Annotated in this window: 18 protein-coding genes; 13 read left to right on the plus strand and 5 right to left on the minus strand. The window is 68.1% G+C overall.

Annotation, left to right across the window (positions count from 1 at the left end; genetic code table 11):
* The first annotated feature begins 134 nt into the window (after positions 1-134).
* The gene (locus tag BM009_RS04680) at positions 135-1,661 is read left to right on the plus strand and encodes a sensor histidine kinase (RefSeq protein WP_175487889.1); all 1,527 of its coding nucleotides are present in this window, start codon (positions 135-137) and stop codon (positions 1,659-1,661) included.
* A 1-nt stretch (position 1,662) separates the two neighbouring features.
* Here the strand turns inward: BM009_RS04680 and BM009_RS04685 are convergent, their stop codons facing one another.
* The 4 genes from BM009_RS04685 to BM009_RS04700 all read right to left on the minus strand — a co-directional run bounded on the left by BM009_RS04685 (position 1,663) and on the right by BM009_RS04700 (position 4,883).
* On the minus strand, positions 1,663-2,025 hold the full coding sequence (locus tag BM009_RS04685) for a response regulator transcription factor (RefSeq protein WP_093294199.1): 363 nt from the start codon (positions 2,023-2,025) through the stop codon (positions 1,663-1,665).
* A gap of 96 nt (positions 2,026-2,121) precedes the next feature.
* Entirely contained in the window at positions 2,122-2,766 is a 645-nt protein-coding gene (locus BM009_RS04690) for a response regulator transcription factor (protein WP_093294201.1), read from the minus strand.
* 171 nt (positions 2,767-2,937) lie between these two features.
* Positions 2,938-3,318: a hypothetical protein gene (locus tag BM009_RS04695; RefSeq protein WP_093294203.1), complete on the minus strand. Its 381-nt coding sequence runs from the start codon at positions 3,316-3,318 to the stop codon at positions 2,938-2,940.
* Between the two features lie 170 nt (positions 3,319-3,488).
* Positions 3,489-4,883, minus strand: coding sequence for a hypothetical protein (locus tag BM009_RS04700; RefSeq protein ID WP_139216532.1), 1,395 nt, complete (start codon positions 4,881-4,883; stop codon positions 3,489-3,491).
* 170 nt (positions 4,884-5,053) lie between these two features.
* On the opposite strand from BM009_RS04700, the gene BM009_RS23085 reads away from it, so the two are divergent.
* The 3 genes from BM009_RS23085 (at position 5,054) to BM009_RS23210 (ending at position 10,350) form a co-directional block, all read left to right on the plus strand.
* Positions 5,054-7,531: a transferrin-binding protein-like solute binding protein gene (locus tag BM009_RS23085; protein WP_093294206.1), complete on the plus strand. Its 2,478-nt coding sequence runs from the start codon at positions 5,054-5,056 to the stop codon at positions 7,529-7,531.
* Positions 7,528-8,853 carry a surface lipoprotein assembly modifier gene (locus BM009_RS04710; RefSeq protein ID WP_093294207.1) on the plus strand — a complete coding sequence of 442 codons (1,326 nt, stop codon included), beginning with the start codon at positions 7,528-7,530 and terminating at the stop codon, positions 8,851-8,853. The genes BM009_RS23085 and BM009_RS04710 overlap by 4 nt, the downstream gene beginning before the upstream one ends.
* Positions 8,854-8,970: 117 nt before the next feature.
* Positions 8,971-10,350, plus strand: a complete 1,380-nt coding sequence (locus BM009_RS23210; protein WP_093294209.1) for a globin-coupled sensor protein — start codon at positions 8,971-8,973, stop codon at positions 10,348-10,350.
* A 399-nt stretch (positions 10,351-10,749) separates the two neighbouring features.
* Here the strand turns inward: BM009_RS23210 and BM009_RS22505 are convergent, their stop codons facing one another.
* On the minus strand, positions 10,750-11,151 hold the full coding sequence (locus tag BM009_RS22505; protein WP_175487890.1) for a hypothetical protein: 402 nt from the start codon (positions 11,149-11,151) through the stop codon (positions 10,750-10,752).
* Here BM009_RS22505 and BM009_RS04725 point away from each other — a divergent pair.
* The 9 genes from BM009_RS04725 (at position 11,141) to BM009_RS04765 (ending at position 22,934) form a co-directional block, all read left to right on the plus strand.
* Entirely contained in the window at positions 11,141-12,760 is a 1,620-nt protein-coding gene (locus BM009_RS04725; RefSeq protein ID WP_139216533.1) for a HupA family protein, read from the plus strand. The two genes, BM009_RS22505 and BM009_RS04725, sit on opposite strands and share 11 nt — an antisense overlap.
* Positions 12,761-12,894: 134 nt before the next feature.
* Positions 12,895-14,841: a transferrin-binding protein-like solute binding protein gene (locus BM009_RS22765; protein ID WP_217644164.1), complete on the plus strand. Its 1,947-nt coding sequence runs from the start codon at positions 12,895-12,897 to the stop codon at positions 14,839-14,841.
* A 124-nt stretch (positions 14,842-14,965) separates the two neighbouring features.
* Entirely contained in the window at positions 14,966-16,786 is a 1,821-nt protein-coding gene (locus tag BM009_RS04735) for a transferrin-binding protein-like solute binding protein (RefSeq protein ID WP_139216534.1), read from the plus strand.
* A 108-nt stretch (positions 16,787-16,894) separates the two neighbouring features.
* Positions 16,895-19,909, plus strand: a complete 3,015-nt coding sequence (gene uvrA / locus BM009_RS04740; RefSeq protein ID WP_093294213.1) for an excinuclease ABC subunit UvrA — start codon at positions 16,895-16,897, stop codon at positions 19,907-19,909.
* Between the two features lie 122 nt (positions 19,910-20,031).
* Positions 20,032-20,397, plus strand: a complete 366-nt coding sequence (locus tag BM009_RS04745) for a hypothetical protein (RefSeq protein WP_093294215.1) — start codon at positions 20,032-20,034, stop codon at positions 20,395-20,397.
* 701 nt (positions 20,398-21,098) lie between these two features.
* Positions 21,099-21,890, plus strand: a complete 792-nt coding sequence (locus BM009_RS04750; RefSeq protein WP_093294216.1) for a DUF1828 domain-containing protein — start codon at positions 21,099-21,101, stop codon at positions 21,888-21,890.
* 91 nt (positions 21,891-21,981) lie between these two features.
* Positions 21,982-22,200, plus strand: coding sequence for a DUF433 domain-containing protein (locus BM009_RS04755; protein ID WP_093294218.1), 219 nt, complete (start codon positions 21,982-21,984; stop codon positions 22,198-22,200).
* A complete protein-coding gene (locus BM009_RS04760; protein ID WP_093294219.1) occupies positions 22,200-22,523 on the plus strand; it encodes a DUF5615 family PIN-like protein in 324 nt (107 codons plus the stop codon). Before BM009_RS04755 ends, BM009_RS04760 begins: the two co-directional genes overlap by 1 nt.
* A gap of 213 nt (positions 22,524-22,736) precedes the next feature.
* Positions 22,737-22,934 carry a type II toxin-antitoxin system RelB family antitoxin gene (locus BM009_RS04765; RefSeq protein WP_093294221.1) on the plus strand — a complete coding sequence of 66 codons (198 nt, stop codon included), beginning with the start codon at positions 22,737-22,739 and terminating at the stop codon, positions 22,932-22,934.
* Positions 22,935-22,938: the final 4 nt, after the last annotated feature.

Consider the following 22,938-nt stretch of genomic DNA (forward strand, 5'->3'; position numbering starts at 1 on the left):
CTTCGCTCCCCCCACAACCCCCAAATGGGGGGTAGCGGGTTGCTCGCCTTGGGCTGGTGACATCGCGGTCATCGCGGCATCCTTCGCCCATGTCGGATTTCGGGGATCGGGCCAGGGGCGGCGGGAGCGGCGCCTTGTCGGGCAGCATGTGGCCGAGCACCGCGCTGGACGGTACCCGCCTGCGCGCGCTGGCCGCGGCGTTGCTCGCGCTCGGCATCTTCTGGATCGACAGCTTCACCAGCTTCCACAGCGCGATCGCGACGCTCTACGTGCTCGTCCTGCTGCTGGCCGGCCCTCGGCTCGATCGGCGGCAGCTGGTCGGCTGGAGCCTGTCCTGCGCGGCGCTGACCCTCGCCAGCTTCGTGATCGTCCACCGTTGGGACCCCAGCACCGAAGCCGTGCTGCGGCTGGTGGTGAGCCTCGCCGCCAATGCCGTCACCACCGCGCTGCTGCTCCACCGCATCGTGCTCGACCAGCGCGTCGCCCGCGAGGAGCGCCGCTATGCGACGATGACCGACACGCTGGCCATCGCCATCTGGGAACATGATTTCAGCTGCGTCGACGCCGCCATCCAGGCGCTGCGGGCCAGCGGCGTCAGCGACCTGCGCGCCTATCTGCGCGCGCACCCCGAATTCGTCGCTCATATCCGCCGCCAGGTACGCATCACCGACGTCAACCAGACCGCGCTCGACATGATGGGCGTGCCGAACAAGGCCGCCTTCTTCCGCAGGCTCGGCGATTTCCTGCCCGAAACCGACGCCAGCTTCGCCGAGTGCATCGTCGCGATCGACGAGCGCCGGCCGATGTTCCAGGCCGAGACCCAGGTGATCGCCGCCGACGGCTCGCCGATCGACATCATCGTCGCCTTCAGCCTCGCCCCCGGCACCTGCCTGGCGCACGTGCCCGGCAGCATCCTCGACATCCGCCAGCGCAAGCGGCTGGAGACCACCGTCGAGCGCACCCGCATCGAGCTGGAGCGCGTCCAGCGCACCGCCGCGATCGGCGCGATGTCCGCCTCGATCGCGCACGAGATAAACCAGCCGATCTCCGCGGTGCAGAGCTATGCCGATTCCGCCGCGCGCTGGCTCGCCCGCCCCGAGCCCGACCTGGACGAGGTGCGGCTGTCGCTCGCGGGGCTCCACCAGGCCGTGGCGAACGTCCATGCGGTGATCCAGCGGGTGCGCTCGCTGGTGGGCGGCGCGCAGGGCGAGATGCGGCCGCTGCAGCTGGGCAGCCTCGTCGCCGACACGCTCGCCATTGCCGCACGCGACATCGACGCGCACGGCGCGCGCATCCATGTCGCCGCGCTGGGCGAGCCGACCGTGGTGGGCGATCGGATCCTGCTCAAGCACCTGCTGCTCAACCTGATCACCAATGCGCTGCAGGCGATGGAGAGCGCCGGAGTCGCCGACAAGCGCATGGACCTGACGCTCCACGCCAACGACGATCATGTGCTGCTGCTGCTGCGCGACCATGGCCCGGGCATCGCGCCCGGCATCGCCGAGCCGTTCGAGACCTTCGCCACCACCAAGCCCGGCGGCATGGGGCTGGGCCTGTCGATCTGCCGCTCGATCGTCGAGCTCCACGACGGCCGGATCGCGCTGAGCAACCATCCCGATGGCGGCGCGCTGGCCGCGATCGAGCTGCCGCTGGCAGCCTGAGCTACCCGCCGATCGCCCGCTCCAGTGCGCCGGAGAGCAGATCGGGATCCACCGGCTTGTCGAGCAGCGCCACCAGGTCGAGCGAGGCCGCCCGGGCGCGCAGGTCGGGAGTGGGATAGGCGGTCATCAGGATCACCGGCACCGTCGAACCCCGCGCACGCAAGGTCTGGCGCAGCTCGAGCCCCGACCGGCCGGGCATCTGCAGGTCGGTGAGCACGCAGTCCGCGGCATCGTCGCCGGCATCGAGATAGGCATCGGCCGACGCGTAGATCGCGGTGCGATAGCCGAAGGAGCGAATCAGGCTCGCCGCCGCGTCGCGCACCAGCGCATCGTCATCCACCACGGCAACCAGGCTGTCCGGCACGCGCTACGCTCCATCCTTCCCGGGCCATCCGGGACCAACTGCAAGGATAGGGAGGTATGCCGCGCCCGTAAGCTATACGCTTGGTTATTCGGAAAACTACGCATTCCCGTCGGAGGACGGCAGCGCCTCCGCGGCGCGGACCAGGTCGGGCACGGTGCGCAGCCCCATCTTGCGCATCAGGCTGGCGCGGTGGAGCTTCACGGTGATCTCGGCGATGCCCAGCTCGCCGGCGATCTGCTTGTTGAGCAGCCCGCGCACCACGCCCTCCATCACCTGCTTTTCGCGGGCGGTGAGCGTGGCGAAGCGCTGGCGCACGCCTTCGCTTTCCTGCGCGGCGGTCCGACGCTCGGCGGCGCGGGCGAGCCCGGCATTGACCGCGTCGAGCATGTCCTGGTCGCGGAACGGCTTGGTGAGGAAGTCCACCGCCCCGCCCTTCATCGCCTTGACGGACATCGGAATGTCGCCGTGCCCGGTGAGGAAGATCACCGGCAGATCGACCCCACGCTCGGCCAGGCGATCGCGGCACTCGAACCCGCCCATGTGCGGCATCCGCACGTCGACGACGAGGCAGCACGGCGTCTCCGGCAGCGGCGCATCGAGCAATTCCTGCGCAGAGCCATAGTTGCGCACTGCGAAATCCACCGAGCGGAACAGCGAGTCGAGCGATCCCCGCACCAGTGGATCGTCATCGACCACCAGCACGACGGGCTGCGCTTCGGGCGCGGGAGCGAGGCGGGTCATGGGTTGCGATCCTTTCGCAACAGGCGTGCCGCATGGGACGCCGCGCGGCAATCCCGAAGGGGGTGAAGCGATACCCCCCGAATGGGCGGCGCAAGGAAAGCACAACGACCGGCCGGCGAAGCAGCGGGACGTTTCAGGTCTCTCACCAAGGCTCAAGCCGAGCCAACCCTGTTAGGGCTGGAAGCCCGTGGGGATGAATCCCTCGCTGTAGCACCAGCCCAGTATCACCGTCGTTGTCGGATCCCTGAGATGCACGCGCATCTCTTCCGGAGGCATGGTTTCCCAGAACATCTGATGCACCTTCACCCGGCAGGAGCGCGTTTTCAGCGTCAGATTTCTTTTGTCCGTCTTATAGAACTCCTCGTCCTCTACCGAGATAATTCCTATGGGCTCGCCATGAACGCCAGACCATAGCCTGAAATTCACGGTCATGATGTTCTTTATGGCCCAATCTACAATGTCACTCACATCCTGATTGCTAACCTTTTTATTCGAACAGATGACGCGACGATACTCTTCATAATTCCACTTGAGCGGAATAGGATCGGACATTGAACAGCACGCCCTGTGAATCGCTCAACGGGGATATTGAGTGACGGGACTTGTTGCCGATACGCATTACGTAATCACGTCACCCCGGGCGCAGGATATTGCAACCGCAACATCCGACCTCCGGTTGCACTATCCCCTATTCGAGACTCGGACGATGGCAATCCACCGCTTCAGTCTCCCCGTGCCTCGCGCCGTGCGCGGACGGCCGGCGGAAGCGACCGTGGTGTCGGCGTTGCGCCGGGCGGCGGAGCCGGGCGGCTCGGCGCGGCGGCGGGATGCGCGGCCGGCGGTTGGAAGGCCGGGCGCGGCGGCTGCAGGCCGGCGCCTTCGGGGCGTGCCTGACGCATCCAGCCCGGCGACATCCAGCCGCTGCCGCGGCGCGGGCCTGCATTCGCGGGGGCGGCTGGTGCAGGCGCAGCGGGTGCAGGTGCCGCAACCGGGGGCGAAGCAGGTTGCGGCGCACCGGCGCTTGGGCGGCTCCCTTGCCAGCCGGGCCGCGGGCCCTGCCAGCCGGGGCGACCATCGCCGTCGCCGCGCGGTGGGCGCGCGGTCCAGCCATCCGGGCGCGGACGTCCCGCACCCCAGTTCGGCGCACCGCGGGCAAGCGGCTGCCCCGACGTGACCGCGCCCGGCCCCGGCGTCGTCGTAACGGTGCCCGGCGGCGGCGCAGGCCGCGTGCCGCCCTGCGGACGATCGGGCCGATCCGGCCGATCGGGCCGCTGCCCCGGCAGCCCGCCCCACATCCATGGCCGCCCCGGCTTGCCGGTGCCCGGCGGCGAAGCCGGCTGCCCACCCGCGGGCGGCGGACCGGCGTGCGGCGGACGGCCCGGCCGCGGCGGCCGATGCTGCCAATGCTGGCCGAGTCCCGGCGGGGGCGGACCGTTGAAGCCGCCGCTGCGCCAGCGGGCAAACGCCGACGCCATCGCCGCGCGGCGGGCGCGCTCGGCCGCCCAGCGCTGCTGCTGGGCGAACTCGAAGCCCGTGCTGCGATATTGCCAGCCCGAATCCCAGCCGGGATCGATGCCGACGAAGAACAGGTTCATGTCGCCCCAGCTGGTGGTGTCGACCGCATCCCATTGCCGGTCGAGCAGCGCATCGCGCAGCCGCCGCCCGCGCTCGTAGAGCCGCTCGCCTTCGTCGACCGACCGGACGCCCGCACCGCGCGGCAGCAGCTTGCCGCCGCCGTCATAGACCGCGGCGACATTGCCGTCCTGATAGCCGAAGCTGCGATCGGCCTCGCGCACCAGGAACGGCCCGCGCTCGCCGGGGGCGAAGAAATAGGTGCGCGCGCCCTCGGACTGGTCCTCCGCCACCACCCAATAGCCGTCACGCAATTCCCAGGCGACCGGGGCGCCGCCGTCGAAGCGGAAGCTGACATCGGGGGGCGCGTCGCCCAGCGTGTCCCACAGCGCATGGGCGCGATCGATCCAGCGATAGCTGCTCTCGCCCTCGGCATCGACCTCGGCCGAACCGGCGGTGACGATCGACCCGTTCTGCGCGGCCGCGGGATGCGCGCCCGCCGCGAGCAGCGCGGTGCCGAGCAGCCATGGGGTGATCCGTGCCATATCCTGGTCCTGTCCAACGTCGAGCCGCCACCATCCGCCCGCCGCGGTGAACAAAGCATGACAATGCTGCGATCGCCGGCAACAATTTGAAAAACGTCACATTAACCAAAACTTAGCGGCCGCAGCCGCATAGCCGCGCCATGGTTAACGCGTATTTCAGGGGACTCGGCATGCGGCGTGCGATCCTGCTTCCGACGATGGTTTCGGCACTGGCGATGGTCACCGCGTGCAGCGGCGGCGGCGGCGGCGTTGCCAGCACGCCGGCGGCGCCCCAGCCTGCCCCCGAGGCGAGCCCCTCGCCGACCCCGGTGCCCAGCGCGACGCCCACGCCAACGCCGGGCATCGTCGCCAAGCCGACCACGCCGCAGATCAACCCCAACCTGCTCACGCCGACCAAGGCCGAGAGCTTCGACAATTACGCCAGCGGCTTTGCCGGCACCTTCTACCCCGATGCGCGCGCCTGCGGCTGCTTGGCGGCCGCGCGCGACCTGACCATCCGGTTCGATCCCGCCAACGGCGGCTATACGGTCAGCGACGGCACCAACACCGAGACCTTCCTGCCCGGCGATGTCGATTCGACGCAGTCCAACGCGGTGCTGCGCGTCTATCGCCATGCAAGCGCCACCAGCGACTATACCCTGACGCTGAGCCTGCCGGGCACCAGCGGCGCGCTCAGCTACAGCTATGTCGGCGCGGGCTTCTGGCAGCGCGCAGACATCGCCACCACCGGCGAAAGCGCCTTCCGCTTCAACGCCTTCACCTATGGCGTCGAGACGCCGGACGCCGCCCAGCCGCGCATCGGCAACGGCGCCTATGCGGTCGATCTGGTCGGCTCGATGGGCTTCGGCATGCTAGAAAGCCTGGTCGGCAGCGGCACGCTGCAGATCGATTTCGCCAGCGGCAAGATCGTCACCAGCGGCGAGGTGCGCCAGGTCTCCACAGCCAGCGGCGCGACCACCGGCAGCTCGGCGTTCGTCGGCCTCGCCCAGCTCGGCGCAAGCAACAACGTGTTCGCGGGCATCTTCGCCTTTTCGGGCGGCGAGCTGGCCGGCGCGCTCGATGGCCGCTTCTACGGCCCCGCCGCGCAGGAAGTCGGCGCCGCCTGGAGCGCGTCCAATGCCGACGGCCGCGCCGCCGCGGGCGTGCTGATCGGCCGCCAGTCGGGCGCGCAGACCGGCAATGCCAGCCTCGCCAGCCTCACCGCCAGCCAGATCTTCACCGGCGAAGCCGCGACGCTCACCGCCCGCTATGTCGATGCCAGCGGCGAGCTTGCCGCCCCGTCTGCCGCCGCGCAGCCGGTGACGGTGAGCTACGACGCCGCCTCGGGCAACTACCTCGTCATTTCGGGCGCGCGCACCGGCATCTTCCCGGCCAACCCGGTGGCCGGCTCGCCCGACCAGCTGACGCTCGATGCGCTGAACGGCATGCGCTATGTCCGCGCCGGCCGCTGGACCACCACCACCGCCGCCAACGGCATCACCACCAGTGTGACCGATGCCTTCGCCTTCGGCATGATGACGCCCGCCGGCAGCGTGCCCCGCACCGGATCGGCGAGCTATGCCGTTCGGCTGGCGGGCAGCCTCGCCGATGCCAGCAAGCCCGGCCCGTTAGCGGTGACGGGCAGCGGCACGCTCACTGCCAATTTCGCCAGCGGCGCGATCACTACCAGCGGCAGCGCCAGCGCGGCTTTCACCAACGCTGCCAACGCGACCAGCACCACCAATGGCAGCTTCACCGGATCGGCGACGCTGTCGAGCAACGCCAACAGCTTCGCCGGCAATCTCAGCCTCGCGCTGTTCGGCGGCTATAACGGCGCGCTGACCGGCCATTTCTACGGCCCTGCGGCCGACGAGGTCGGCGCCGCCGCGGCGCTCACCGATGCGAGCGGCGAGGCCGCCGCGGTCAGCCTGGTCGGCGGCAAGGGCAGCAGCACGCTCGCCGCAGGCAGGGTGCTCGCCGCGCCGGACGTCAGCGGCGATGCGGCCAGCGGCTATAGCGTAACGGGCCTCCCCGGTATGTCGGAGACGCTGGTGCTGCTCACCGCCGCCGATCGCGAGGCGATCACCAGTGATGTCGGCTTCGACGTCTATCGCAAGACGCTCGCCGCCGGCACGGTGCAGGCGCGCATCTACGATGCCGGCAAGGGCCCGCTCGCGCTCAGCTATGCCAGCTTCGCCGAGCTCGCCACTCTCGCCAGCGACGCCACGGCGGGGAGCGATCCGCAGCGCTGGTATCTGCCCTTCGGCCAGCGCACCACCGCCGACCAGATGCCCCGCACCGGCACCGCCAGCTATGCCGGCCAGGTGTTCGGCACCGGCACGGTGGGCGCGGCATCCTACACGCTTGGCGGCACCAGCAGCTTCGCGGTCGACTTCGCCCGCGCGAGCGCCAGCGGCAGGCTCGCGATCACCGGCATCGGCGCGGCCGGCACGCGCGACTTCGGCAGCCTCGGCTTCACCGGCGCGGGCATCTCGGCGAACGGCTTCACCGGCGCACTCAGCGGGTCCGGCGGCAGCGGCACCCTCACCGGCTGGTTCTTCGGACCGCAGGCGCAGGAGATCGGCGCTCGTTTCGATACAGTCCAAACGTTCTCCAATGGCGACAAGGCGGTTCTCAACGGCGCAACGCTCGCTAAGAAGGCGCCGTGACCCACCGCATCTCCGTCTCTCTGGCGCTAGCCCTGCTCGCGCCGATCCCCGCCCTCGCCCAAGGCACCGAGCCCCGACCCGAACAGCGCCAGGTCTCGGCGGTGGAGCTGTTCGCGCTCGCCGCCCAGGCCGAGGGCGCCGGCCGCGGGCAAGAGGCGGAGACAATGTACCGCGCGCTCGCCAAGGATCCCGATTCGGAGGTTCGCGCCGAGGCCCGCTTCCGGCTCGGCCAGCTGCTCGAGCGGCTGGGCCGCAAGCGCGAGGCGGCGACCACCTATCGCGCGCTGCTCGATGAGAAGCCCGGCGCCGCCCGCGTCCGGCTCGAGCTTGCCCGGCTGCTCACCCAGCTCGGCGACGAAGGCGCCGCCCGCCGTGAGCTGCGCGCCGCCCAGGCCGGCGGGCTGCCGCCGCAGGTCGCGCAGATCGTCGACCAGTTCGCCGCGGCGCTGCGCTCGCGCAAGCCCTGGGGCGCCAGCCTCGAAGTCGCGCTGGTGCCGGACAGCAACGTCAACCGCGCCACCGATGCGGCGACGCTCGATACCGTGCTCGCGCCGCTCCAGCTCTCGCGCGACGCCCGCGAGCAATCCGGGATCGGCGCGCATGCCGGCGGCCAGCTTTATGCGCGCGTGCCGATCGCGACCAATTTGTCGCTGGTCCCGCGCGTCTCGGGCCAGGGGGATTTCTACCGCCAGGGCCGCTTCAACGACGTCTCCGCTTCGGGGCTGGTCGGCCTCGAATGGAGCCTCGGCCGCGATCGTCTGCGCCCCTCGGTCGGCGGCACCCAGCGCTGGTATGGCGGCAGCCCCTATGCCCGCACCGCCACCGCCGCGATCGACTGGCAGCATCCGCTCGGCACCAAGGCGCAGCTCACCACCAGCGTGACCGTCGCCGACACGAAGTATCGCGGCAACCATCTGCAGGACGGCCTGCTGCTCAACGGCGGCGTGTCGTACGAGCGCGCGTTCAGCGCCCGCGCGGGCGGCAGCATCACCGTCTCCGCCACCCGCCAGAATGCCGAGGATCCCGGCTATGCCACTGCCTCGGGTGCGGGCAGCCTGCTCGCCTGGCGCGAGTTCGGCCGCACCACCGTCTATGCCACGGCGGGCCTGCGCCGACTGGAGGGCGACGCGCGGCTGTTCCTCTTCCCCGAACGCCGCAAGGACTGGAACATCAGCCTCGGCGCCGGCGCTACCTTCCGCCGCCTCCAGATCCACGGCTTCGCGCCGCTGATCCGGCTCGACTGGGAGCGGAACAGCTCCACGGTCGGCATCTACGACTTCACCCGCAAGGCGGCGACGATCGGGCTCACCCGGGCGTTCTGATCCGCCTCCGGGCGGCCCCGGAATGTCCCAAGGGGCACGGGGGGTCGCCCACGCCGGTCCCCTGCGCGCCGCTATGATACCCGGAAAGGGCGTAATGCCCCTTCCAGGAGCAGGATCGTGCACCCCGAACTCACCACCCGCCTCGATTTCGTCGGCTATACCGCAGACAAGCGCGCCATCCTCGCCGAGGCGCGCGACACGATCCAGGCCGCGCTCGCCCCCGCGCTCGACCGGCTCTACACCCAGATCGCCGCGCATCCCGAGACGGCGAAGATGTTCTCGGGCCCCAGCCACATCACCAAGGCCAAGCAGCTCCAGGCCGACCATTGGGCGCACCTCTCCGGCGCCGCCTTCGATGCCGATTATGTCGAGCGGGTGAAGCGCATCGGCGCCCGCCACGCCCAGATCGGGCTTACGCCGCAATGGTATATCGGCAGCTACGCGATCATCCTCGATTCGATGATCGAGAGCTTTGCCGCGATGAGCGGCGGCGGCCCCCGCCTTCCCTTCGGCCGCAGCAAGCTCGATCCCCGCTTCGACCAGCTCCGCGCGATCGTCACCGCCGCGCTGATCGACCTGGAGATGTCGGTCTCGATCTATTTCGAGCAGGAACAGGCGGGCCGCGCCAAGGCGATGGAAGCGCTGCAGGAGCGCGAGAAATCGCTCGCGGCGCTGCTCGAGGCGATCAACGACACGGTCGGCGCGATCCGGACCGGCTCGCAGGAAATCGCCCAGGCCTCGGGCGATCTGTCCCGCCGCACCGAGGCCAATGCCGCCAGCCTCGCCGAAACCGCCGCCTCGGTGCAGGAGATGGACCAGCGCCTCAAGGCCACCGCGCAGAGCGCCCGCCGCACCGTCGAGCGTGCCGACGGCGCCAAGGCGACGGTCGATACCGGCCGCGCGATCACCGAGCAGGCGGTCGCCGCGATGGAGCGGGTCTCCGAAAGCGCCAAGGGCATCGACAATGTCATCGAGGGCCTCGACAAGATCGCCTTCCAGACCCGCGTGCTCGCGATGAACGCCGCGGTGGAAGCGGGCCGCGCCGGCGAGGCGGGGCGCGGCTTCGCGGTGGTGGCCGATCTGGTCTCGGCGCTCGCCATGCGGGCGGAGGAAGAGGCCGGCCGCGCCCGCGACCAGCTCACCGCCACCCAGGCGGACATCGTCGCGGCGGTCGGCATGGTCGAGAAGGTCGACGGCGCCTTGTCCAACATCGCCGGCGACGTGGCGACGGTGAACGAGCTGGTCTCGGGCATGGCCAGCGACAATCAGACCCAGGCCGGGGCGATCAGCGAAGTGTCGGAAACGATCGGCGAGATGGACCGCGCCACCCAGCAGAACGCCGCGATGGTCGAGGAAACCTCGGCGGCGGCGCAGAACCTGGCGCGGGAGGTCGACAAGCTCGCCCGCCAGGCCAACAGCTTCCAGGCGGCGGGCGCCCCCGGGCCGAGTGCGGGCGCTCGGGCGACGGTGCAGGCGCTGCGCGCACTGGCCGACTGAGACTGGCGTCGGCACCGTTCCCCGAACGAGGGCGAGCGGGCATGTCCAGCCCCCCGGCCTGGGCATGCCCGCTCGCACGGGACGCCGCCTTCCCCCGAATGCGGCGTCCTTGGGAGACCTGGTGCGCCGCGAGCCCAAGCTCCAGCGCTGGAGGCCCTTTGCCACGCAGCAGCAATCCCACCGTGTGACGCGCGTCACAGATCGGAAAAGAATCGGTCGCGGAAGGCATGCTTGCCGATCGATTTGGGAGGGCGGGCAGGCCGCCAAAGTCGCGATCATGCGCGATGCCGATCGGCCGCCCGCCTGGCTTGCCTGCAGTCGCAGCCCGGCTCCGCGGGGCAGAACGTTTTCACCGCGGAACCGGCTTGTGCGCGGCGCGACAGACTGGTTAACGTGCCGTTAGAAACGGGGTGGGAACATGCTGAAACATTCGGTAAGCGTAGCCGCGCTCGCGGCCTGCGCAGTGCTGTCCGCATGCAGCGGGGGGAGCGGGGGCGCGGGAGTCGGCTCGGCGGGATCGCCAGCGCCCGCAGGCACCACCGGCAGCGGCACCAGCCCGACCCCATCCCCCACGCCGACGCCCTCTCCGGCGGCGACGCCCACGCCGTCGCCCGCGGCGACACCCGCAGCAACCCCGTCGCCTTCGCCTACGCCGGTGCCGAGCCCGACGCCCAGCCCGATCCCGGTGCCAAGCCCGACGCCCAGTCCGACACCATCCCCCTCACCGACGCCGACCCCGACGCCGGTCCCGGCCCCCAGCACGTCGCCGCTCACCTTCGCCGACAGCCAGTTGTTCATCACCGAAGGCGTGACCGCCAGCGCGCGCTATGCGCCGTACGGGCCCGTCACTGCGGACGCGGCGATCATCGCCATCGCCTATGATGCCGGCACACACAGCTACACGATCAGCTCGGGCGACCGCAGCCAGACCTTCCTGCCCGCCGACAAGGACGTCGCCACCAGCGGCGCGGCCCAGCTCAACATCTACAAGCGCACCGCCGGCAACGTCACCGACTCGCTGACGCTCACCAATGCGGGCAGCGCAGGAGCGTTCACCTATCGCTATGTCGCCGGCGGCTATTGGCAGCGCACCGACCAGCGAAGCGACGGCGTGGTCGGCACCTTCGATGCGTTCACCTACGGCTTGCGCACCCCCGATTCGGTCCGCCCGCGCCTGGGCTATGCCTCCTACGCCATCGACCTGCTGGGGTTGCAGGCGGCGCCGGACGCGCTCGCCAGCGTGACAGGCACGGGTCGCATGAACGTCGATTTCGTCGGTGGCGATATCGAGTTCAGTGGCACGGGCAGGTCGGCCGCTGTGCGCGGCCTCTGGCAAGGCGATTTCAGCTTTGGCGGTACCGCCCGGCTTACCAGCGGCACCACCGGCTTCACCGGCACGATGCAGACAAACTTCTTCGACGGCAGCGGCACGATCACCGGCGGTTTCTTCGGCCCCGGCGCGGAGGAAATCGGGGCCACCTTCAAGGTCGCCTCGCGCGTGGACGGCTACACGGTCGGCACGCTGACCGGGCGGCAGACTCCCGGCGCCGGTCCCACGCTCGCCGCGCTCGCGACGCCGACCGACTTCAGCCTCAACGGCGACTCCCTGCACTGGGGCCTGATGTACGCGCATGACGACGTACCGGAGACGGTCAGTACGAGTCTCCCGTTTTTGGCCTTGTCCGTCGGGTCGATGCACGTCGATCCGCTGGCGCACACCTATCGCATGGGGATGTCCCCGGGTACCGGCACCCTCTTCACGCCAGAAGACATCGTGCCCGCCGAAACCACCGCGGCCGTGCGCACCTATCGCCAAGACGACGGCACGATCAGCAAGACCCTGCGTGTGTACCAGCCCGTCGGCAGCGACGGCACGCTCCTGCTCAGCTATACCGGCTTCGCCGATTACGAGATCACCTCGCGGGAGACGGGCTACGAGGTTCGGGATCGCATATTGACCCCCTACGGACTGATGACCCGGGATCCCCTCCCGCAGACCGGCACCGGCAACTATGCGGGTGTGGTCGTCGGCAGTGCCTATGGCACCGGCGCGAATGCCCGGTATGATCTGCGCGGCACCGCGACATGGTCCGTAGCCTTTGACAGCGGCGCGATCAGCGGCACCCTGTCGCCGGTGCTCGCGCCGGTGGGCGCGAGCACCGCATTCGACGCCGGCACGCTGGCGATACGCGGCAGCATTTATGCGAGCGCGCAGAATCGAATCGACGGCGTGCTGACACAGAAACAGGCCGGCGGGCCCGAATTCTCCGGCAGATTCCTCGGCAACTTCTTCGGGCCGGTCGCCCAGGAGGCGGCGTTCGCCTTCGAGGGCGCCTTCCCCAGAACCCGCCCCGACGGCAGCACCGATCCGTTGACCGTCATTGGCGTCGCGGCGGGCAAACGCCAATAGCGGTTCCGCCGCGTCCGGGGCGCCTGCGTGCACCGCGACCCGCTCTCGTCGAGGTGGGACATTCCGCGTGCAAAACGGCCTTGCTGCCCGTCTCCCGATTTGGTTAATTGCGTGTTAACAACATGGGGGGAAACATGCTGAAAAATTCGGTAAGCGTCGTCGCGCTCGCGGCGTGTGCGGTGCTGTCTGCCTGCAGCGGGGGCGGCGGTGGTGGCGGGATCGGCTCGTCGGGATCGGCGGCACCCGCCTCGGGTGCGGCAGGTGGCGGCACGACGCCTGCTCCCAGCCCGGCGCCCACGCCCACGCCGGCAGCGATCCCCTCCCCCTCGCCGACGGCAACGCCCGTCGCGGCCCCCACGCCTACGCCTACGCCCACCGAGGTAGTTGGCGGGGCCGGCATGCCGATGCCGGTGCCCACGATTACGCCGACGCCGGTTCCGACACCGACACCGGAACCCACGCCCACCCCCGCGCCAACGCCAACCCAGAACACGTCGCTGCTCTCGCTGGTCGTCAGCGAAACCTTCAAGGCCGATGGCGCGACCCTGTCGACGCGGTCGTCGGGCGCGTCCGCAACCACAGCCACCGCGCCGTTCAGCGTCGCCTATGACGCGGAGACGCACGGCTACACCATCACCGGCAGCGAGCGCAGCCAGACCTTCGCCCCCGCCGATCGCGCTGCCGAATCAAGCGACTTGCTCGACGTTTACGAGCGCACAGGCGCCAGCGGCACCGACGTGGTGGCGCTCACCCGCGCCGGTACCTCGGGCAGCTACCGCTATCGCTATGTCGGTGCCGGCTATTGGCAGCATCTCGACCAGAATGACGACGCCGGGCCCAACGGCATCGACGCCTTCACCTACGGCATCCGCACGCCCGATGCGGCGATGCCGCGCACCGGCACCGCCAATTATGCGCTCGACGTGATGGGCGTCCACCAGCTGGGCGACGGCGTATTCGCCATGTCCGGGCAAGGCGGCATGGTGGTCGACCTGGCCGGCGGGGAGCTGCGCTTCTACGGCAAGGTGGTGGACGGCGCCGGTGCGGAAGACCCCAGCTTCGATTTCACCGGCAATGCCGTGCTGAACGGCGCCACCGCAGGGTTCAGCGGCTCCATCAACGCCGGCGGATATGGCAGGGGCGCGGCGAACGGCAGCTTCTACGGCCCGGGTGCCGAGGAAGTGGGCCTCACCTTCGCCTTCAACAATGACGGCGGCACCTCGCACGGCGTCGGCACGCTCACCGGCCGCTCGACGGTGGATCCGGTCCTCGAGACGCTGTCGCAGATCGTCGGCGCACGCAGCTTCTACGGCACCATCGCGCGCATGGGCTGGACGGCGCAGACCGGATCCGGCGACGGCAGCGAATGGCAGCAGCTGACGAACAACCAGGCAGACGTCCTGCCAAGCGCGCTGCTCGCCGATCGAACCAACGGCAGCTATACCTATGCCGGCCGCACCTTCACCGCCGCCGACGCGCTGATCGGCGCTGGCGAGGCGTACCGCCAGATGGACGGCAGCGACCAGTATACGCTTCGCGTCGCCGGGCCGGGCACGACCGCGCTGCAGCTTACCTATTCGAGCTTCGCCGATTATGAGTCGCGGATCGCCAGCGGCGCCCGAACGCTCGTCGAGCGAAGCTGGATCGCGTTCGGCGTAGAGACGCCGCTTTCCGCGATCCCCCGGTCCGGGACGGGCAACTATGCGGCCGAGATCCACGGCAACGCGATCCGCTCCCTCAATGTCGGCGCCTACGACATGACCGGCACCGGCGACTGGACGGTCGCGTTCGAGCAGCGGACTATCACGGGCACGCTCCGCCCGACCTTCACCGCCAGGGACGGGTCGTCGGTCACAGGCTCGCTGACGATGCGCGGGCAGCTTTCCGGGAGCAGCAACTACCTGTCTGGCAGCCTGACCGCGCCGACGGGCAAGGGGCTGTTCCAAGGCTTTTTCACCGGCGGCTTCTTCGGCCCGGGCGCGCAGGAATCGTCGGTCGCCTTCACCGGCACCTATGGTGCGGCCGGAACCCTGCTGGACGGGATGACCATCAACGGAATCGCACTGGGCAAGCGCCAGTAGCGGCATGGCTCGGGCGGGTGCGGGAACCGGTGGTCGGGTGTTGGCGCCCGTCCGATTGCAGGACGATTCCAAGCCTTGCCCAACTTCTGCTTGCGTGGCTACAGCGCTAGCAAAAGGGGGCGACATGCGGAAATTTTCGGTTAGCGTCGCCGCGCTCGCGTCTGGCTTGGTTTTGTCCGCGTGCAGCGGCGGCGGTGGTGGTGGTGGCGTTGGTTCGCCCGGCGGTTCGGCGCCGGGCACGGGCACCGCGCCGGCGCCCAACGGCTCGCTGCTGGCACTGAACAGCAGCGAGACCTTCACCAACGACGGCGCGACGGCGACGGCGAACTTCGCGGGCCCCAACGCGTTGCCCACCTTAGCCGTCGCAGCGACACCGATTTCGGTTGCTTACGACGCCAGCGCGCGCAGCTACACCATCACCTCCGGCAGCCGCAGCCAGACCTTCCTGCCATCGGACCGCGACGCCACGACCAGCACCGCGCAGCTTAGCATGTTCAAACGCGTGTCGGGCAACAAGACCGACACGCTCGCGCTGACCGCCGTCGGCACATCGGGCGCGTTCACCTATCAATATGTCGGCGGCGGCTACTGGCAGCAGATCGAGGAAAACGCCGGCGCCGTGAACGGCACCTTCGATGCGTTCACTTATGGTATTCGCACCAAGGACTCGGCAATGCCGCGCACCGGTCTCGGCAGCTATGCCATCGACCTGATCGGCGTCGAAACCGGCGCCATGCCGCAGCTTTGGGCACTCGCCGGCTCCGGCACGATGGACGTCGATTTCGCTGGCGGGCAACTTCTCTTCAGCGGCACGGGCGTCCGGGCCTCGGTGCTCCCGCAAAGCTTTGCGGTGAAAAACAATTTCACCTTCAGCGGCAACGCCGGCATCACCTCGGGCACGGCCGCGTTTACCGGCGAGATGCGGATCGAACTGGGTACGCCCGGCCAGCTGACCGGCCGCTTCTTCGGGCCCGCGGCGGATGAGGTCGGCGCGAGCTTCGCGATCGGAACGGAAGGCGGCGGCGGCTTCACGCGAGACGTCGGGACCATCACCGGGCGAAAGCAGGCTGGCACGGTCGACGGCGCCTTTACCCCGCTGGCGAATATCAGCAGCGCGAAGATGTTCACCCTTCCCGCACCTGGCTCCATGATTGCCGCGACGGTGCAAAACAGCCGCGGCGCCCAGCCTGGCCAGGTGGTGAGCACGAACATTGCCCCGAATGCCGCATGGACCAGCCTAGGCTTCGATCCCGCCGCGAAGAGCTACACGTTTGACGGGCGCACCTTCGCTGCAGCCAACGTCGTCGCCGCAGAAAGCAGTGAGGGCGTGAAGACCTACCGGCAGGTCGACGGTGACAAGACAGCCACGCTGCGCATCTATACGCCGAACGGCACCAATGGCTCGATCGCACTGACCTATTCGGGTTTCGCTGATTATATGGCCGTGCAGCAGCCCGCCACCGGTACCACCGATTCCATGGCGCGGCTGTGGTCGGTCTATGGGGTCGAAACGCAGTCTTCGAACGTGCCACGGACCGGCACCGCCACCTATGTCGGGCAGATTTACGGCGCCGCCGTTCGCAACGGGTTTGCGGCGTACGACATGCGCGGGACCGCGAGCATCTCCGTAAACTTCGTAAGCCGTATGATCGGTGGCGAGTTGCGTCCGCTCTTCACCCCAGTCGGAGGGGGTACATCGCTCGATTTCGGCGGATTGCAGATCATGGCGTCGATCGGCTTCGCTCCCACGGCGAACACATTCTATGGGTCCGCTACGCCGATGATCAGCGGGGGGAGCAATACTACCGTTACGCTCACGGGCCGCTTTTTCGGCCCCACGGCGCAGGAAGCGGGCCTGAACTTCGGCGGCACATGGTCGCCGAATGCCGCGAACCCCAATGACAACCTGTTCCTTCAAGGCGCCGCCATCGGCAAGCGCCAGTAACCATTGCGCATCCCGCCACCCGTCCCCCGCGGACGGGTGGCGAAGCGCGGGGGGCGTTCCTATCTGGGCTCTGGAAAACCATTCAGAACAAAGATAGAACCCTTCCCTATGGCACTCACCACGATCTCCGTCCGCGGCGCGCGCGAGCATAATCTCAAGGGCGTCGACATCGACATTCCCCGCGACACGCTGACGGTGATCACCGGGCTGTCGGGCTCGGGCAAGTCGAGCCTCGCCTTCGACACCATCTATGCCGAGGGGCAGCGCCGCTATGTCGAGTCGCTCTCGGCCTATGCGCGCCAGTTCCTCGAGCTGATGCAGAAGCCCAATGTCGAGCATATCGAGGGCCTCAGCCCCGCCATCTCGATCGAGCAGAAGACCACCAGCCGCAACCCGCGCTCGACCGTGGCGACGGTCACCGAGATCTACGATTACATGCGCCTGCTCTGGGCGCGGGTGGGCGTGCCCTACTCCCCCGCCACCGGGCTGCCGATCAGCGCGCAGACGGTGAGCCAGATGGTCGACCGCGTGCTGGCGCTGCCCGAGGGCACCCGGCTGCTGCTGCTCGCGCCGGTCGTGCGCGGGCGCAAGGGCGAGTATCGCAAGGAGCTCGCCGAGTGGCAGAAGGCAGGCTTCAGCCGCGTCCGCATCGACGGCGAGATGTACCTGATCGAGGAAGCCCCGGCGCTCGACAAGAAGTTCAAGCACGACATCGAAGTGGTGGTCGATCGCCTGGTGGTGCGCGACGATATCGGCACGCGGCTGGCGGAGAGCTTCGAGACCGCGCTCAAGCTGGCCGAGGGGCTGGCCTATGTGGATCTGGTGGATACCACGGTGGAAGCGCTGCAGGGCACGGGCGCGGCTGTCCGGGAGGCACCCCAGACGTTCGCAGCAGAACGACAGGATAGCCCCCACCCCAACCCCTCCCCTGAAGGGGAGGGGCTTAAGAAGCAGAAGGGGATGAAGAACACCGGCATCCCCGAGAACCGCATCGTCTTCTCCGAGAAGTTCGCCTGCCCGGTCTCCGGCTTCACCATCCCTGAGATCGAGCCCCGCCTCTTCTCGTTCAACGCCCCCCAGGGCGCCTGCCCGGCGTGCGACGGCCTCGGCGAGAAGCTCGAGTTCGACGAGGATCTCGTCGTCCCCAACCATGATCTCAGCATCAAGAAGGGCGCGGTGGTGCCCTGGGCCAAGTCCAACCCGCCCTCGCCCTATTACATGCAGGTGCTGGGCAGCCTCGCCCGCGAGTTCGGCTTCAAGCTCGACACCCCGTGGGGCGAGCTGCCGGCCGAGGTGCAGCGCATCATCCTCCACGGCACGGGCGGCAAGCCCGTCACCCTCACCTTCGTCGACGGCCGCAAGAGCTACGACGTCAAGAAGCCGTTCGAGGGCGTGATCGGCAACCTCAACCGCCGCATGCTGCAGACCGAAAGCGCCTGGATGCGCGAGGAACTGGGCAAGTACCAGGCGAGCCACCCCTGCGAGGTCTGCGGCGGCGCGCGTCTCAAGCCCGAGGCGCTGGCGGTGAAGGTGGCGGGGCAGGACATCGCCTATGCCACCCATCTCTCGGTGGTCGACGCGCTCGGCTTCTTCCAGACCCTGCCCGCCACCTTCACCCCGCAGCAGCGCGAGATCGCCCGCGCGATCCTCAAGGAGATCGACGAGCGGCTCGGCTTCCTCAACAATGTCGGGCTCGATTATCTCAACCTCGATCGCACCTCGGGCACGCTGTCCGGCGGCGAGAGCCAGCGCATCCGCCTCGCCAGCCAGATCGGCAGCGGGCTGTCGGGCGTGCTCTACGTGCTCGACGAGCCGAGCATCGGCCTCCACCAGCGCGACAACGACATGCTGCTCGCCACCCTCAAGCGCCTCCGCGACCTCGGCAACACCGTGCTCGTCGTCGAGCATGACGAGGATGCGATCCGCACCGCCGACTATGTGATCGACATGGGGCCGGGCGCCGGCGTCCATGGCGGCGAGATCGTCGCCAAGGGCACGCTCGACGAGGTGCTGGCAACCGAAGGCAGTGTCACCGCCGACTATCTCAACGGCACCCGCGAAGTGCCGCTGCCGGCCAAGCGCCGCAAGGGCAACGGCAAGAAGATCACGGTGCACAACGCCGTCGCCAACAACCTCAAGAGCGTGACCGCCAGCATCCCGCTCGGCACCTTCACCTGCATCACCGGCGTCTCCGGCTCGGGCAAGTCCAGCTTCACGCTCGACACGCTCTATGCCTCGGCGGCGCGCCAGCTCAACGGCGCGCGCGTGCTCGCCGGCAAGCACGACAAGATCACCGGGCTCGAGCACTGCGACAAGGTGATCGACATCGACCAGTCGCCGATCGGCCGCACCCCGCGCTCGAACCCGGCGACCTATACCGGCGCCTTCACCAACATCCGCGACTGGTTCGCCGGCCTCCCCGAGGCGCAGGCGCGCGGCTACAAGCCCGGCCGGTTCAGCTTCAACGTCAAGGGCGGCCGATGCGAGGCGTGCCAGGGCGACGGCGTGCTCAAGATCGAGATGCACTTCCTCCCCGACGTCTATGTCACCTGCGACGTGTGCCACGGCGCGCGCTACAATCGCGAGACGCTGGAGGTGAAGTTCAAGGGCAAGTCGATCGCCGACGTGCTCGACATGACGGTGGAAGACGCGGTCGAGTTCTTCAAGGCCGTGCCGCCGATCCGCGACCGCATGGCGATGCTCGCCGAGGTGGGCCTGGGCTATGTGAAGGTCGGCCAGCAGGCGACGACGCTGTCGGGCGGCGAGGCGCAGCGGGTGAAGCTCGCCAAGGAACTGGCGCGCCGCGCCACCGGGCAGACGCTGTACATCCTCGACGAACCCACCACGGGACTGCACTTCGACGATGTGCGGAAGCTCCTGGAAGTGCTCCACGCGCTGGTGGAACAGGGCAACACGGTGGTGGTGATCGAGCACAATCTCGACGTCATCAAGACCGCCGACTGGATCCTCGACCTCGGCCCCGAAGGCGGCGTGAAGGGCGGCGAGATCGTCGCCGAAGGCACGCCGGAGCAGGTGGCGAAGGTGCCGGGGAGCTATACCGGGCGGTATCTGGCGCCGTTGCTCAAGCCGCGGGGGAAAGCGGCGAAAGTGGCGGCGGAGTGATCCAACCTTAGCCCCTCCCCTTCAGGGGAGGGGTTGGGGTGGGGCCTGACGGAGCCGCCGGGCACGCGGCCTAAGCGACGCAACGCCCGCGCCAGCCAGTCCAGACGGGGGCAAGGACGGAAATGCAGCAGCACGAATGCCATCTGCGCTGGAATGCTGAGCGGGGCGAGGTGGAGCCGGGCGGCACCACCGACCTCAACCGGGCGCTCTGGAATTGCTGCAGCGACTGCGCTTTCGCGCAGCCCGACAATCCCTATCCCTTCGAGCAGTTGCTTGCGCTGCGTACCGGCGCGGTCGACGCGGTGACGATGCACGCGCAAGTGGTCACGTACCGGCACGGCATCTACGAAGTGATCGACGAGCTGGACCCGTCTGGGCGGACGCTGCGCTTTCCGGTGGAGAGCGTGATTATCTACGCCAAATACTTGGCCCGGTGCCGCACCGAGCGGCGCGATCAGCGCTTCCACATCGTCGCTGAGCTCGTCTGATGCAGGGCGGCGAGATCGTCGCCTAGGCACGCCGGAGCAGGTGGCGAGGGCGGAGGCGGAGTGAGGGCGGAGCGCGGCACTCCCCGCCTCCAATCGCAAATACTGCGCAACACCAGACTGGGTGATCTGCTATAGAAAGTGCACGGGGGTGAGATGGTTGACGGATCAAAATGAGTAGCGCACTCATCAACAATGCGCGTTCAGGACGTCATTCGGGGGCAGAAGCTGAACCTATCGGTCGGCGACTGGGGAAGCGGTAAGGCACCGAAAGGCAAGTTCCCTTTATCCAAGGCTGGCAAGAAGGCGTGGTCGTTCGGCTCATCTTGGGATTGGAGATTTGCGGAGTTTGAGTGCGAGGGCAGGCAGTTTGTCATTCGCATCTTGGTCTGCGAGGGCAAAAGCAAAGCCCACATCCATCTCGGCATGCGAACCATGCGCGATACCGCCGTGGTCTGTTGTTACGAATATCATCCAGACCATGTGACAGGCTGGCATCTTCACACTTTATGCGGCGAGCGGAATGACCTAGACGCGGCACCGACGGGCACCCTTGTGCACGGGCCGTGGGTTAAGCGACTTCCAGGTGCGCGGTCTCCACATCGCCGAACCGGCTTCAACCGCGACGCTCACGGCGGCTTGAAGGCTTTCCTTTGGTCTGAAACCGTGAGATTCTTCCGTCTCCGGAATGAGGATATGTTCGGGTGAAAGAGGCCCTCTGCCAAGCTTTCTGCGGTGATCTTAAACTGACCGATGTTCCGGTCGGCTATGCGGTCACGACAACTTTCCGCCGTGACGACGGCGATTCGGTCGCGTTTTACATCGTGCGTGATAAGGCACGCCCCGGAGTGTATCGCATCGAAGATGACGGCTCGACCATAGCTTTCATGGAAGGTGCCGGCGTAGATTTCTCGACTGAAACCAGGTCTGAAGCCTTTTCAGCGCTATTGAATGGTCACGGCGTTGAATTTGATGAAGACGAGATGCTCCTCCACACGCCGTCGATGCATGAGGAGGATCTACCCAAGGCCGCAATGCGCTTCCTCTCGTTCATGCTACGCATCAACGATTTCCTGCTTCTCACTAAGGATCGTGTCACCAGCACATTCAAAGAAGATGCGGCCGCTAGAATCATAGAGAAGGTGGATGGACGAGCGATCGTGGAACAGGATGTTGCGGTCAGCCCCACGCTTTCTGACACTATCCCAGACATGGTTATCCGAGCACGGGATAGGTCACCGGTCGCAGTATTTTTCGGATCATCACCGCAGCGGGTTAACGACGCGATATTTCTTCAGATGCAGGCCCTCTATGAAGTGCATGAAGACTTGCAAGTGATTGCCCTGCTCGAGCGAGAAAACGTGATTGGCCACGACCTGCGCAGGCGTGCTGCTAACCGGTTGGCGGCGCTTCCCATCTTCAGGGGTGATGAACCGTCGGCGATCGCCCGCATCGAACGTGAGGCACTCGGCTCGGGGCAGGAAACACGCCACTAAGCGCCTCCGCATTCTGGGACAGAGTGTCGAAGCTGTCGCGAACGATCCTGCTTGCCTTGACGCTTTGCTTCCCACCTCGCATCTTCCTGTCATGACCACGCGCATCACCATCGACCCGCAAGTCTGCGGCGGCCGGCCGATCGTTGCCGGCACCCGGATGCGCGTCAGCGACGTGCTGGATGCGCTGGCCGATGGCGTCAGCGTCGAGGAACTGCTCGCGGACTTCCCGTACATCGTCCGCGAGGACGTCCACGCCTGCCTCGCCTATGCCGCGCGCGCCGTCGATCACACGGTGGTGCGCGCCGCTTGATGCGGCTGCTGGTCGATGCCCAGCTTCCGCCCGCGCTCTGCGGATGGTTCGAGGAGCGTGGCCTCGCAGCAGCGCATGTGCGCGACCTGCTCGGCGGCCAGACGCCGGACCGCGCGATCCACGAGCATGTCGAAACCCATGCGCTGATCCTCGTCACCAAGGACGACGATTTCCTGCTGCGCTATCCGCCGGTGCGCTCGCGGCTGCTCTGGCTGCGCTGCGGCAACATCAGCAATCGCGGCCTTCGGCTCTGGCTCGATCCGCTCTGGCCGGTCATCGAAGCGCGGCTCAGCGAAGGCGAGCGGGTGATCGAAGTACGCTGATCCCTTCGTCGAGGCTCTCTCCCCGTGCTCCTGCGGAAGCAGGAGCCCAGAGTCACAGGCGGTGTCCTGCGCAACCCTGGGCTCCTGCTTTCGCAGGAGCACGGCAGGGGGCGGCCGAAGCCAGCACCTCTTCGCGCCTTCCCTTCTTCGCGCCTCCGCGCCTCTGCGCGCAAAACCCTTCTTCCTTGTGCCTCTTCGCGATATCCTCCCGCCATGCCCGAGGACGACTCCGACTTCCCGGACTCCGACTACGCCCCGCCGGGGCCGATCCCTTCGCCGGAAGCCTATGACGCATGGTTCCGCGCCAAGATCGAGAAGGCGCTCGCCGATCCCCGACCCGGCATCCCGCACGCGGTCGTGATGGCGCAGGTGCAGGCGATCCTCGACCGGCACAAAAAGCCGCAGGACTGACGCC

The organism is Sphingomonas sp. NFR04 (genome assembly GCF_900114095.1).
GTDB lineage: Bacteria > Pseudomonadota > Alphaproteobacteria > Sphingomonadales > Sphingomonadaceae > Sphingomonas.

Coding starts and splice junctions, on each gene's coding strand:
- BM009_RS04690 (WP_093294201.1), bottom strand. CDS start 2,766: ATGACCCGCCTCGCTCCCGCGCCCGAAGCGCAGCCCGTCGTGCTGGTG.
- BM009_RS04695 (WP_093294203.1), bottom strand. CDS start 3,318: ATGTCCGATCCTATTCCGCTCAAGTGGAATTATGAAGAGTATCGTCGC.
- BM009_RS04700 (WP_139216532.1), bottom strand. CDS start 4,883: ATGGCACGGATCACCCCATGGCTGCTCGGCACCGCGCTGCTCGCGGCG.
- BM009_RS23085 (WP_093294206.1), top strand. CDS start 5,054: ATGCGGCGTGCGATCCTGCTTCCGACGATGGTTTCGGCACTGGCGATG.
- BM009_RS22765 (WP_217644164.1), top strand. CDS start 12,895: ATGCTGAAAAATTCGGTAAGCGTCGTCGCGCTCGCGGCGTGTGCGGTG.
- BM009_RS04735 (WP_139216534.1), top strand. CDS start 14,966: ATGCGGAAATTTTCGGTTAGCGTCGCCGCGCTCGCGTCTGGCTTGGTT.
- uvrA (WP_093294213.1), top strand. CDS start 16,895: ATGGCACTCACCACGATCTCCGTCCGCGGCGCGCGCGAGCATAATCTC.
- BM009_RS04745 (WP_093294215.1), top strand. CDS start 20,032: ATGCAGCAGCACGAATGCCATCTGCGCTGGAATGCTGAGCGGGGCGAG.
- BM009_RS04755 (WP_093294218.1), top strand. CDS start 21,982: ATGACCACGCGCATCACCATCGACCCGCAAGTCTGCGGCGGCCGGCCG.
- BM009_RS04760 (WP_093294219.1), top strand. CDS start 22,200: ATGCGGCTGCTGGTCGATGCCCAGCTTCCGCCCGCGCTCTGCGGATGG.
- BM009_RS04765 (WP_093294221.1), top strand. CDS start 22,737: ATGCCCGAGGACGACTCCGACTTCCCGGACTCCGACTACGCCCCGCCG.